Origin of the sequence: Staphylococcus caprae, assembly GCF_003966625.1 — a bacterium.
GTDB classification, from domain to species: domain Bacteria; phylum Bacillota; class Bacilli; order Staphylococcales; family Staphylococcaceae; genus Staphylococcus; species Staphylococcus caprae.
This window is the reverse complement of the sequence record NZ_AP018587.1, coordinates 2,072,195-2,085,569: the sequence shown is the minus strand read 5'-3', so window position 1 is coordinate 2,085,569 and position 13,375 is coordinate 2,072,195. Positions and strand designations below refer to the sequence as shown.

The window sequence follows — 13,375 nt, the reverse complement described above, 5'->3', positions numbered from 1 at the left end:
TAATATCTTCGATTAATCTATATGAAAATGAATGAAATTTTCATATAATTGAATCATAGAATTTATATTTTATTAATCTATTTACTTAAGGAGAATTGTACGCATGGAAAAAGATGGAAAAGCTCTAAAGGTATGGGCGTGGATTTTTATAGTATTAACGGTTATTTTCCCATTATTTGCAATAGGGAGCATACTTTGTAGTATTAAATATAAAAAATACGAAGAGAAAAAAGGCGCGCAATTACTACAAATATCAATTATTGTTGTAGTAGTTGTTGTGGGTATAAATATAATTAGAATGTTTACTTAAAATGAAATGCACTATAACCATAGCAGTATATTCAATATAAGAAATTTATCAATATTATACTGAAAACGGAAGTTTTAAAATGGTTTAGTATTTATATTAGAGATTTATTTCCTATATTAATTTAGGAGATAAATCTTTTTTTTGGTTATCAATTTTTATCGAAAATAATACTAATTGATAAGTGAGACAAGTTGGACTATAAAAATAATTAGTATTTTTCTTTTAAGCATGAATTATTAAGTGTTAATAGAACTTAAAAAACGAGTGAATTACTTAAGAATTTTGGTAATGAGTACTCTATAGTTATCCTTTTTAAAAGGAGTTTATTAATGAATAAATATAGAATATATAAAGATGCTTATTTGGTACCTGTTAGTATAATAAATATTGTTTCTTTTTTTATAATAATTACAGGTTTTGTAGTATTAGAAGGAATTAATAAGGCAACACCATATATATACCTTAGTCTAATAATCATCTTATTCATTTGGATTTTAAACATAGTTTTCTATTTTAATGATTTTTATTTTGAAATTCGTAATGCCAATAGAGAATCGAAAATTTTATTGAAATCTTATTTATTTAATAATGTAATTTTTGGCTTAAGTATACCATATCTAATTTCAATGATTTATTTTACAATAGTACTATTTAACGATATTAATATTTATAATTTTTGGTTTAAAAATACAGCAGTTTACATTGGATTTATTTTAATTTTAACGACTTTCATAGTATACGCTAATAAAATTTTAAATATTGCTATTTTAACAATATTTCTTATATTGGGTGTGGTTTATATAATGATTAATTGTTTCACTTTTCCATCTTTAGAACAAAGCAAGTATTTTTTATGGTTTCAACTTATAGTACTAATATTAAATCTATTTTATATATTAAGAGTTATATTTATTTATCATTATTTAAGCCAGAGTCGTTGATTTTAAAAATGCAATAAGAATATAAATAAAATTTTATATGGTTATAAAAAAGAGTAATGTGAATTTTCATAGGGAATTTCTAAAACTATTATGATCTTAAAAATCGAAGCACCATATTTGTTTTAGTTTATATTTGAATATAGATAACATGACTAAATCAAATTTCATAACTAATTGGTCAGAAGTAAAAGTTAAAGTAGGTACTAAATAAAAATGTACAGAGGTGAAATATGACAATAGTTATAACTATAATAATCGTATTATTATATATGATTTCCTCGTATATAAGTAAAAATAATGATGATTTTAACACTAAAAGGTTTTACATTTGTATAGTGAATTTAAGTATACTTTTAATAATTTTTATATTAAGTTATTTCAATAATACTAAATCGTTAAATGAAAATCTTTTGCTCAGTTCATATGTATATATGATTTTAGCTGTTAGAAGTTATTTTGTGAAAATGAGAAAGACGTTAATTATTAAGAAAATAAAACATTCTAATGACCATATTAGACAAAGTAACCTTAAAGAAAAATTAGAATTTTTACGAACTTCAAAGAATAGAGGATTTCACTTTTTCTATATTTCCATTTGTTTGTTTCTAATGACAATTATATTAAATAATAATGAATTTATAAGAAGTGATGATGAATTTTATTCTTTCGTTGCCGTAACAGTTGTATTTTACTTGATATTTACATTCATACAGATGATATTTTATTTAATTAAATATAAAATTGTTACACATCATATATTAGTTTCTATTTTGTGTGCTATTTGGGTAAGTATTAGTATCGCCTTGCTACTTAATTAACATTATGTATAGTGGGTAACATTTTTTTGATATATATGAAGTGAAAATTAAATAATAATAACATTCAATATTTTTATAATTGTCTAGTTTCATTGAATTAGAAACAGTAATTTTATTTAGATTGGATCGAATAAGAATATATAGTCATATGTTAGGGGATAAAAATGTCTACTGCGGAATTTTTAGATGATATAAGAAAACCAGGAGCTCAAGTACTTAGTATATTTTTATTTTTAATATTGAGTTATGCATCATTGGTATTTCTTTTTGGTGCAAATATTGAAGATATGTATTTAGGATTAAGAATATTTTTGATAGTTCAAATCATTATTATAATTATAAGTGTTATTCAATTTAAAGATTTTTTCAAATACGAAAATATAGATAATAAGTTTAAGGTAAAGAAGTATGCGAAATTTCTAACAACTGTTAATATTTTAAGCACTTATAACGCTATTTTTATGTTCCATAATATTTTCTATGTATTAGCACTACAAAGTAAATATAATTTAGAAAATTTTTGGTTAGTAACTACATCTATAATTTTACTTTTTTGTATTTTAGACTTAATCAGTAACATGTTTATTTTAATCGATGTACCTTTTATTGAAAAATTTATAGATAATAAATTAATTGCAAAATTGGGTATTATCTTCAAAGCATTAGCACAATTAATATTTGTGGAGAAGATTATTGAATATTTTATGCTTCCATATTATTTAGACAATAAATTTACTATAATAGCTTCAATCCTCATTATTCTCTCAGCAAATGTTGTTGCCTTTTTATATATGAAAAAATATGCGGATTTTAAAGCTATAATTATAGAGGATTAGATGACTGAATCTAATTGAGAGAAATAAATGCTAAATAAATTCAATTTTCCAACTACCTTCACACAATATAGAAGATGAGAGTATTAAGTTTATAACTTAGTATTCTCATCTTTTTTAATACGTACCACATTGGAATTGGTCCCGTTTCAAATACGTATTTCTCGGGAAATAGTTTATTAATGCTTAAATTGATTATTTCTATAAGGAGAATGCATCATGATTGTTGCGATTGTTATTTTGATTTTTGTCTCGTTTTTCTTTTCAGGAAGTGAGACGGCTTTAACAGCGGCAAATCGTACTAAGTTTCAAACGGAAGCTAAGAATGGTGATCGAAAGGCCCAAGGGTTAACTCGACTATTAGACAAGCCGAGTGAGTTTATAACTACAATCCTTATTGGTAATAATGTAGCAAACATTATTTTACCTATATTAGTGACGATTTTAGCTATTCGAATGGGGGTTAATATAGGAATTGCAGCTGCCATTATTACGATAGTGATTATTTTAATTTCGGAAGTGATTCCAAAATCAGTAGCCGCGACGTTCCCTGACAAAATTTCACGTTTGGTTTATCCTGTGATCAATATTTGTGTCATTGTTTTAAAGCCGATAACAGTATTATTAAATAAAATGACTGACGGAATTAATCATATGTTTTCTCGAGGAAAGCCAGTTGAAAAACGTTTTAATAAGGAAGAAATACGTACGTTATTAAATATTGCTGGGCGAGAAGGCGCCTTTAATGAAGTGGAGAATGCACGTTTACAAAATGTAATGGACTTTGAGAAATTAAAAGTAACCGATGTAGATACAACGCCACGTGTGAATGTAGTGGCATTTTCAAAAGAAGTGACTTATGATGAAGCATATGAAACTGTAATGAATGAACCGTATACACGTTATCCAGTATATGATGAAGATATTGATGATATTATTGGCGTCTTTCATTCAAAATACTTACTTGCGTGGAGTAAGCATAAAAATGATAGGATTACGAATTATGCTTCAAGTCCACTATTCGTTAATGAGCATAATCGTGCGGAATGGGTCTTACGTAAAATGACAGTGACACGTAAACATTTAGCCATCGTGCTTGATGAGTATGGTGGCACCGATGCGATTGTGTCACATGAAGATTTAATCGAGGAATTGTTAGGTATGGACATTGAAGACGAGATGGACCAAGAAGAGGAAGAAAAATTGAAAAATCAAAAGTTCCCGCAAAGTGTGGAACGACGATAACTGAGTTGTAAAGGGGAGAGCATGATGTGGAATGATAATGACATGACTGAACGACTAGGCGTGCGCTATCCTATTATCCAAGCAGGGATGGCTGGTAGCACTACACCTCAACTGGTTGCGACTGTCAGTGAACAAGGTGGTTTAGGCACGATTGGTGCCGGTTATTTTAATGCTGAAAAGTTGGAAAAAGAAATTCAAGAAGTGAAGCAACTAACTGATAAACCATTTGGTGTGAATTTATTTGTTCCTAGCGAGAATCATTATTTACCAGATCAAGTTGAGCATATGAATGCATGGTTGAAACCCTATCGACGTGCATTTAACTTAGAAGAACCTGTAGTAAATGTGACCGAAGAAATACAATTCAAGCAAGCGATAGACATGATCATTAAATATCATGTGCCTGTGTGTTGCTTTACATTTGGTATTCCTGATCATGAAACGATACAGAAACTTAAAGAAGCGAAAGTAACATTGATTGGTACAGCTACTACTGTAGATGAAGCCATTGAGAACGAGCGTGCCGGTATGGATTTAATTGTCGCTCAAGGTAGTGAAGCGGGCGGACATAGAGGGTCATTTTTAAATAATGGAAAGTATGAACCAATGATTGGAACGATGTCTCTCGTCCCTCAAGTGGTGGATGCAGTGTCGTTACCTGTTGTCGCTGCAGGAGGCATCATGGACGGACGAGGCCTTCTTGCGAGTATGATGCTAGGCGCCCAAGGTGTTCAAATGGGTACGGCGTTCTTAATTACTGATGAAAGTGCTGCGAATGATTTATTGAAAAATGCCATCCTAAATAGTAAAGAAACAGATACAGTTGTTACTAAAGTATTTAGCGGAAAGTATGCGCGAGGTATTCATAATGCGTTTATCGATGAGATGAATCAATATGATGGAGAAATTCCTGATTATCCTATTCAAAATCAATTGACGAATAGTATTAGGAAAGCAGCTGCTAAAGATGGTAACCCAGAACTCACACATATGTGGAGTGGTCAGTCGCCACGACTTGCTGAGAAAATGCATGCGGCTATGATTATGGATAAAGTTGTTTCACAAGTTGAGGAAAGATTAAAACAGAATTAAATCAAAATAGTGTCACAATTGGAGAAGACTCGGACAAAATTTGTTGTCTGAGTCTCCTTTTATATATTGGTAGTAGATGGCTGAATTGAAAGTGCGCTTAAATTATACTTCTCTCAATCAAAATAAAAGTGATTCGATTTTAATCATTAAAGAATATGTAAATTTTAGATTGATAAAGTGAATCGCTGATTTATTGTATGGTATCATGTTGGTGGTGATAAATATGATAGAAATAGGTCTTACTGGTTGGGGAGACCATGATACATTATATGAAGATTTAGAACGTAAAACGGATAAGCTTAAGACTTATGCTAGTCATTTTCCAATAGTGGAACTGGATGCTTCATATTATGCGATTCAGCCAGAACGAAACATATTAAAATGGATAAATGAGACGCCCAAGCGCTTTCAGTTTATCGTGAAAATACATCAAGCGTTAACGTTACATGCGGATTATAAAGATTTTTCAGAGACGCGTAACGAATTATTTGAACAATTCAAGGCTATGATTCGACCTCTCAAGGAACATGGCAAACTTGCAATGGTATTAGTTCAATTTCCACCATGGTTTGATTGTAATGTTCAAAATATTAATTACATATTATATGTGAGGAAACAGTTAGAGGATTTCCCAATGTGTGTGGAATTTCGACATCAATCTTGGTTTGATGAACGTTTCAAAGAGCAAACATTGTCTTTCTTAATGGAACACCAAATTATTCATTCTGTAGTTGATGAACCACAAGTGAAAGAAGGAAGTATTCCATTGGTCAATCGTATTACTCATGAAATTGCCTTTGTTCGTTATCACGGTCGAAATAGGCACGGTTGGACGAAGAAGGATATGACTGATCAAGAGTGGCGAGATGTAAGATATTTATATAATTATAACGATGAAGAACTTTCAGATTTAGCACAAAAGGTGAAGATATTAAATCATAAAGCTAAAAAGGTTTATGTCGTTTTTAATAATAATTCTGGTGGTCATGCTGCTCAAAATGCTAAAACGTATCAAGATATTTTAGGTATTGATTACGAAGGATTAGCACCACAACAATTAAAATTATTCTAAGAGGCGAAATGTCATGTTATTAACTATTATTTTATTAGTACTTATCGGAGGCCTTTCTGCAATACTTGGTTCAATCGTAGGTATAGGTGGAGGCATCATCATAGTACCAACACTTGTTTACTTAGGCGTGAATCATCATTTACTTCACGGTATCACACCACAGATTGCTATTGGTACATCTTCAGTCATTCTTATCGTTACCGGATTGTCTTCTTCCTTAGGATATTTAAAAACGAAGCAAGTCGACATTAAAAATGGGTCAATCTTTTTATTTGGGTTGCTCCCAGGGTCTCTGATTGGTTCGTTTTTGAGTAGATATTTAACATTAGATTCTTTCAATTTATATTTTGGAATATTTATGATTTGTGTAGCCATTTTACTGATGGTTCGCCACAAAATTAAACCATTTAAAATCTTTGATAAGCCTCAATACGAACGTACATATGTAGATGTGGAAGGGAAAACTTATCATTACAGTGTGCCACCACTCTTTGCCTTTGTAGCTACTTTATTTATTGGAGTACTTACTGGACTATTTGGTATAGGTGGAGGCGCACTTATGACACCACTGATGCTCATCGTCTTTAGATTTCCACCTCATGTGGCTGTAGGTACAAGCATGATGATGATTTTCTTTTCAAGTGTGATGAGTTCAGTTGGACACATTGTGCAAGGCCATGTAGCGTGGGGTTACTCTATTGCGTTAATTATTTCTAGTATTATTGGTGCACAAATTGGAGTGAGAGTGAATCGTTCAATTAAATCTGACACTGTTGTCATGCTATTAAGAACAGTGATGTTACTTATAGGTGCATATTTAATTATCAAATCGTTATTATAATTTGATAAGCACTTCTACTTTTAGATAACGTATTTAAATGCTAAAGTAAAAAATAAGTACATAATAATCAATGATTGAAGAGGGGGTCTAGTTATGGAGTTAACGATTTATCATACAAACGATATTCATAGTCATTTAAATGAATATGCACGTATTCAAGCCTATTTAGCCGATCACCGTCCGCAACTTCATCATCCCTCACTTTACATAGATATTGGTGATCATGTTGACCTATCAGCGCCTGTTACAGAAGCCACTCTAGGTAAGAAGAATATTGAACTACTGAATGAAGCGCACTGTGATATTGCGACCATTGGTAATAATGAAGGTATGACTATTTCTCACGAAGCGTTGCAAAATCTTTATAACGAAGCGAAGTTCAAAGTGATTTGTGCGAATGTGTTTGACGAGCAAGGTCAGTTACCTAACCAAATTGCTTCTTCCTATATTAAAGAAATTGAAGGCGTACGCATTCTATTTGTAGCTGCGACAGCACCGTTCACGCCTTTCTATAGGGCGTTAGATTGGATTGTGACGGATCCTCTAGCCGCTATTAAAGACGGAATTGATGCACAACAAGGTCAGTTCGATATTTTAATTGTTATGAGCCATGTCGGTGTGTTCTTTGATGAGAAATTATGCCAAGAAATTCCTGAAATTGATGTTATTTTTGGGAGCCATACGCACCATTATTTTGAAAATGGAGAAATCAACAATGGCGTTTTAATGGCTGCGGCTGGAAAGTATGGGCATTATTTAGGCGAAGTCAACCTTACTATTGAGCAAGGTAAAGTAACTGATAAAAGAGCAAAGCTTCACCCACTTGACGGTTTACCTCAGGTAGAAACGCACTTTGACGAAGAAGGTAAAGCACTATTAAGTGAACCTGTGATTAACCATCATGTGAAATTGCAGAAAAAAACAGATATGATTACTGAAACATCATATTTACTTGCTGAGAGTGTGTATGAATTTACCCATGCAGATTGCGCGATAGTGAATGCAGGCTTAATTGTAAATAGTATAGAAGCGGATGAAGTGACAGAATACGACATTCATCGCATGTTACCACATCCTATCAACTTAGTGAGAGTACGATTAACTGGAGATGAATTGATTCAAGTGATTAAGAAAAGTCAAAAACAAGAGTACATCTATGAACATGCTCAAGGTTTAGGATTTAGGGGAGACATTTTCGGAGGATACATTCTATATAACATAGGTTTCATTGAGTCAGAAGATCGTTATTTTGTTAATAATGAGGAAATTCAAAGGGATAAGCAGTATACATTGGGCACTGTTGATATGTATACATTTGGGAGATATTTCCCTATTTTAAAAGGGTTACCAACTGATTATATTATGCCTGAATTTTTAAGAGACATTTTTAAGGAAAAGTTGCTTAGTCTTTAAATTTAACGTATATTAGATTTTAATTTATTGTTAATTTCGTTATAATATACGGAGAGAGAATAAACAGGAGGGTATGCGTTGTTATGGCGACTAAAAATGAAGAAATTTTACGTAAACCGGATTGGTTGAAAATAAAGCTTAACACGAACGAAAACTATACTGGCCTCAAAAAGATGATGCGTGAGAAGAATTTACACACGGTTTGTGAAGAAGCCAAGTGTCCTAATATACATGAATGTTGGGGAGCAAGACGTACAGCTACGTTTATGATATTAGGTGCAGTATGTACACGAGCATGTCGATTCTGTGCGGTAAAAACAGGGTTGCCAAACGAATTAGACTTGAACGAACCAGAACGTGTTGCTGAATCAGTGGAGTTAATGAACTTAAAACACGTGGTGATCACAGCAGTAGCACGTGATGATTTAAGAGACCAAGGGTCAAATGTATATGCTGAAACAGTACGTAAAGTAAGAGCGAGAAATCCATTTACAACGATAGAAATTTTACCATCAGATATGGGTGGTGACTATGAAGCACTTGAGACATTAATGGCTTCAAGACCAGACATTTTAAACCATAACATCGAAACAGTTCGTCGCTTAACGCCAAGAGTTCGTGCGCGCGCAACGTATGATAGAACATTAGAATTTTTACGTCGTTCTAAAGAATTACAACCAGATATTCCTACAAAATCTAGCTTAATGGTTGGCTTAGGGGAAACAATGGAAGAAATTTACGAAACAATGGATGATTTACGTGCAAATGATGTAGATATTTTAACGATTGGTCAATATTTACAGCCTTCTCGTAAACATCTTAAAGTTGAGAAATACTATACACCATTAGAGTTTGGCAAAATGAGAAAGGTTGCTATGGATAAAGGATTCAAGCATTGCCAAGCAGGACCACTTGTACGTAGTTCATATCATGCCGATGAACAAGTTAACGAAGCGGCTAAAGAAAGACAACGTCAAGGGGAAGAACAATTAAGTAAATAAATCTATTTTAAAAGAGGTCGGGACAAAGACGTTTAGGGTTTGAACAGAGTAACTTAACGATAATTGTCCTAACCTTTTTTATATTAATAAAATTAGGTGAAATCATGATTAAAGTGGAAGAACAATACTTTGAATTAATTGAAGAATATAGAGATTGTTTTGATGAAGAAATTTTTGCATCGAGATATTCAGATATTTTAGACAAATATGATTATGTGGTCGGCGACTTCGGATATGATCAATTACGTTTAAAAGGGTTTTATCAAGATAATAATAGAAAAGCTGAAATTAGCAAGCGTTTTTCAAGTATTCAAGATTACTTGCTAGAATATTGCAATTTTGGATGTCCTTATTTCGTATTACGACATATTCCGGCCGATGAACTGATTGAAGAAGTAGAAGATGAAGAAGTGCTTATAGATAAACTTCATGATGTTAAGATACAACCGACCATTCAAGATACTGAAAATAAAGATGAACATAAATAAAAGTCCGTTAAGTCGAGTCAATATACCTCGATTTAATGGACTTTTTGCTTTAATATTTTTTGAATTTGAAGGTGATAAACTTTCGGTCTATACAAGCTCAACTGAATCTCTCTTCAATTACTGAATGACCTCATTTAAATATTCGATAATTTCATTGCCTTCTTCTTCTGTAACGCCTAAGATATGCGCAATATAACCCTCTTCTTCTATATCATCAGTACCGATTATTCCAAATTTATTTGTTTGCATGTTCAATACGAGTGTTTTACCGTAATGTCTATCTGTTTGAACGAGCATTAAATCATAACGACTGTGTTCGCCAACAAATCCCACGAATTGAACTTGGCTTTGTTCTTCGTCATCGTATAAGTACATATCAATCATGCGTGATGCGCTCCTTTATTTTCCAAAAAGTGTTACGTCTAAGTATAACGACAAATGAAGAGGACTGCAAAATTATGATATGATAATCATGATAGACGTATGAAGAGGTGACTAGGGAATGTATTTCGTAGATAAAGATAAATTAACTCAGAAATTAACATACTTACAAAATTTAACGCAAGATTATGGTGAAAATAAAGAAAATCATTATGCATTTGAGCGAATTGCACAAATGTTAATAGAATCTTCTGTGGATATTGGAAATATGATTATTGATGGATTTATATTAAGAGACCCAGGTAATTATAAAGATGTGATTGATATCTTAGAATTGGAAAATGTCATTTCTAAAGAGACTCAAACTCATATTAATGACACGGTAGATGTGAGAAAGCAGTTTGCTCATGATTATACAGAATTAAATATTGAAGAAATCGCTCCTTTATTTGATAAAGCTTTACCTTATTATAAGCAGTTTATTCAAGAAGTTGCGCAATTTCTTGAGAGTGAGAATGTCCCAATCACTGCATTTGGAAAAGGAGAGAATAAATAGTGAAGCATTATAAAGCATATTTAATCGATTTAGACGGTACCATGTATAAAGGTACAGATGAAATTGATGGTGCAGCACAATTTATCGATTATTTAAATCAAAACAATATTCCGCATTTATATGTAACGAATAATTCAACGAAAACGCCAGACGAAGTAACGGAAAAACTTCGCAATATGAAGATTGATGCTAAGCCAGACGAAATTGTAACCTCAGCACTTGCAACTGCTGATTACATTTCAGAAGAACATCCTAATGCTTCTGTTTATATGTTAGGTGGCAATGGATTGAAAACAGCTTTAACTCAAGCTGGACTTACAGTTAAAGATGATGAACACGTAGATTATGTGGTAATTGGTTTAGACGAGGAAGTCACTTACGAAAAGCTCGCTGTTGCTACACTTGGCGTGCGTAATGGTGCTAAATTTATATCAACTAACCCAGATGTTTCTATACCTAAAGAAAGAGGATTCTTACCAGGTAATGGTGCAATTACTAGTGTTGTCAGCGTTTCAACAGGTGTTCAACCTCAATTTATTGGGAAACCAGAACCTATCATTATGAATAAAGCGATAGAAATTCTTGGGCTAGATAAATCAGATGTTGCTATGGTTGGTGACTTATATGATACAGATATCATGTCAGGAATTAATGTAGGTATTGATACGATTCACGTTCAAACAGGCGTAACGACATATGAAGAGATTCAAACTAAAGACGTTCCACCTACACATTCATTTGCTGATTTAAATGTTGCAATCTCCGAACTTGAAAAGTAAACCTAGATAATAAGAGCGTTAGTAGAATGTGCAGAATAAGATTTTACTTTTTGGGAAGTAAGGGAGTGATTAAATGAATAAAATACTGATTACCAGAAAGGTACCGCAACCATTTGTGAAACAATTAGAACGGATTGGCAATGTTGTCATGTGGGATAAAGAACTAACGCCCATGCCTAGAGAAGCATTCCTAGAGGAAATCAAAGACGCCACGGCATGTTTAAGTACTTTAAGTGAAAGAATAGATGAAGAAGTATTAAAAGAAGCATCAAACCTTAAGGTTATTGCGAACATGGCAGTCGGATATGACAATATCGACGTAAATAAGGCAAGTCAGTATGGTATAACAGTAACAAATACGCCTCATGTATTGACTGAAACAACCGCTGAATTAGGGTTTACATTGATGCTTACTGTGGCGCGACGAATTATAGAAGCGGCAACATATGTGCAAGAAGGCCAGTGGGAAAGCTGGGGACCGTATCTACTTTCAGGCAAAGATGTTTATGGTTCAACAGTTGGCATCTTTGGTATGGGCGATATTGGTAAGGCATTCGCTCATCGGTTGAAGGGGTTTAATACACGTATTTTATATCATAATCGCTCTCGTCATTCAGATGCTGAAAAGGAATTAAACGCCACATATGTCACTTTCGAAGAATTGTTAAAAGAGAGTGATTTTGTGATTTGTACAGCACCATTGACCCAAGAAACGGAAAACAAATTCGATGCTAAAGCTTTTGAGATGATGAAAAATGATGCCATATTTATCAATATTGGGCGAGGTGCCATCGTTGATGAAGAAGCATTAGTTGCAGCATTACAACGTCATGACATTTTAGCTTGTGGCCTGGATGTTTTACGTCAAGAACCTATTGATATGAATCATCCATTGTTACAACTACCAAATGCAGTGGTGTTGCCTCATATCGGTAGTGCTTCTCGCCGTACACGAGATCGAATGATTCAACTTTGTGTTGATAATATTTTAGCCGTTTTGGAAAATAAACCACCAATCACTGCTGTGGAATTTAAAAATTAAATAGACATAAAAGCTCATGTAATCATAGTTTGAAGCACGTGTTTTGATTACGTGAGTTTTTTGTGGCTTAATCTAACAATTTTGTTATACAGTCTGTAATTGTCTATTTGACTGTTTAGTTTTAAAATAATGTTGTTCTAATAAAAGTGAGAACGTTCAATCGTTTAAAATACGTGACGACTTTTTTTATTCGTCATTCAATATTAAGTTAGCTCATTATACAAAGATTATAAAAATTGAATTGAATTATAATTCGAATACGATTATAATAAATTGTAAAACTAAAATATAAAAGTAGCTTTGTATTTTAAAAATCACGGTTCAAAACGTTAGATTTTAATAGACGTATTTTATATAAGCAGAATAGTTGTTTATGAACGAATAAAATAGTCCAAGTTTGAGAGGTGCTATATGAAAGCTAAAGGTAAAGAACCTAACAAGCATTTTGAGAAAATGAAGCCTTACTTACTAACATTATTATATTTAGCTATATTTATAGCTTTGTATTTAATATACGGTAGTGGCGATACACATAATAACTTCATTTATAATGAATTCTAATG

Annotated in this window: 15 protein-coding genes; 14 read left to right on the top strand and 1 reads right to left on the bottom strand. The window is 32.4% G+C overall.

The genetic code is table 11. The features are described from left to right. Window positions 1-103 precede the first annotated feature (103 nt). The 10 genes from JMUB898_RS09990 (at window position 104) to JMUB898_RS09945 (ending at window position 10,054) form a co-directional block, all read left to right on the top strand. Entirely contained in the window at window positions 104-310 is a 207-nt protein-coding gene (locus JMUB898_RS09990; protein ID WP_002441720.1) for a hypothetical protein, read from the top strand. Window positions 311-639: 329 nt separating this feature from the next. Continuing rightward, window positions 640-1,251: a hypothetical protein gene (locus JMUB898_RS09985; protein WP_002441721.1), complete on the top strand. Its 612-nt coding sequence runs from the start codon at window positions 640-642 to the stop codon at window positions 1,249-1,251. 982 nt (window positions 1,252-2,233) lie between these two features. Further along, entirely contained in the window at window positions 2,234-2,905 is a 672-nt protein-coding gene (locus JMUB898_RS09980; protein ID WP_002441724.1) for a DUF5079 family protein, read from the top strand. Window positions 2,906-3,121: 216 nt separating this feature from the next. Further along, a complete protein-coding gene (locus JMUB898_RS09975; RefSeq protein ID WP_002441726.1) occupies window positions 3,122-4,147 on the top strand; it encodes a hemolysin family protein in 1,026 nt (341 codons plus the stop codon). A 24-nt stretch (window positions 4,148-4,171) separates the two neighbouring features. Further along, on the top strand, window positions 4,172-5,239 hold the full coding sequence (locus JMUB898_RS09970; RefSeq protein WP_037541232.1) for an NAD(P)H-dependent flavin oxidoreductase: 1,068 nt from the start codon (window positions 4,172-4,174) through the stop codon (window positions 5,237-5,239). A 223-nt stretch (window positions 5,240-5,462) separates the two neighbouring features. Further along, window positions 5,463-6,311 carry a DUF72 domain-containing protein gene (locus JMUB898_RS09965; RefSeq protein WP_037541233.1) on the top strand — a complete coding sequence of 283 codons (849 nt, stop codon included), beginning with the start codon at window positions 5,463-5,465 and terminating at the stop codon, window positions 6,309-6,311. A 13-nt stretch (window positions 6,312-6,324) separates the two neighbouring features. Next, entirely contained in the window at window positions 6,325-7,152 is an 828-nt protein-coding gene (locus JMUB898_RS09960) for a sulfite exporter TauE/SafE family protein (RefSeq protein ID WP_002441733.1), read from the top strand. A gap of 93 nt (window positions 7,153-7,245) precedes the next feature. After that, entirely contained in the window at window positions 7,246-8,565 is a 1,320-nt protein-coding gene (locus JMUB898_RS09955) for a bifunctional metallophosphatase/5'-nucleotidase (RefSeq protein WP_002441735.1), read from the top strand. A gap of 83 nt (window positions 8,566-8,648) precedes the next feature. Continuing rightward, window positions 8,649-9,566, top strand: coding sequence for a lipoyl synthase (lipA, locus tag JMUB898_RS09950; protein WP_002441736.1), 918 nt, complete (start codon window positions 8,649-8,651; stop codon window positions 9,564-9,566). Between the two features lie 104 nt (window positions 9,567-9,670). Continuing rightward, window positions 9,671-10,054 carry a YutD family protein gene (locus tag JMUB898_RS09945; protein WP_002441738.1) on the top strand — a complete coding sequence of 128 codons (384 nt, stop codon included), beginning with the start codon at window positions 9,671-9,673 and terminating at the stop codon, window positions 10,052-10,054. 117 nt (window positions 10,055-10,171) lie between these two features. Here the strand turns inward: JMUB898_RS09945 and JMUB898_RS09940 are convergent, their stop codons facing one another. Then, the gene (locus JMUB898_RS09940; protein WP_002441741.1) at window positions 10,172-10,438 is read right to left on the bottom strand and encodes a DUF3055 domain-containing protein; all 267 of its coding nucleotides are present in this window, start codon (window positions 10,436-10,438) and stop codon (window positions 10,172-10,174) included. Between the two features lie 118 nt (window positions 10,439-10,556). On the opposite strand from JMUB898_RS09940, the gene JMUB898_RS09935 reads away from it, so the two are divergent. The 4 genes from JMUB898_RS09935 (at window position 10,557) to JMUB898_RS09920 (ending at window position 13,373) form a co-directional block, all read left to right on the top strand. Then, window positions 10,557-10,991 (top strand): DUF86 domain-containing protein, encoded by a 435-nt coding sequence (locus tag JMUB898_RS09935; protein ID WP_002441743.1) that lies wholly within the window; start codon window positions 10,557-10,559, stop codon window positions 10,989-10,991. Next, complete coding sequence (locus tag JMUB898_RS09930; RefSeq protein ID WP_002441745.1) at window positions 10,991-11,770, top strand: TIGR01457 family HAD-type hydrolase; 780 nt, start codon at window positions 10,991-10,993, stop codon at window positions 11,768-11,770. The genes JMUB898_RS09935 and JMUB898_RS09930 overlap by 1 nt, the downstream gene beginning before the upstream one ends. Window positions 11,771-11,843: 73 nt before the next feature. Next, window positions 11,844-12,812, top strand: coding sequence for a 2-hydroxyacid dehydrogenase (locus JMUB898_RS09925; protein WP_002441747.1), 969 nt, complete (start codon window positions 11,844-11,846; stop codon window positions 12,810-12,812). Between the two features lie 411 nt (window positions 12,813-13,223). After that, complete coding sequence (locus JMUB898_RS09920; RefSeq protein ID WP_002441749.1) at window positions 13,224-13,373, top strand: teichoic acid D-Ala incorporation-associated protein DltX; 150 nt, start codon at window positions 13,224-13,226, stop codon at window positions 13,371-13,373. Window positions 13,374-13,375 lie beyond the last annotated feature (2 nt).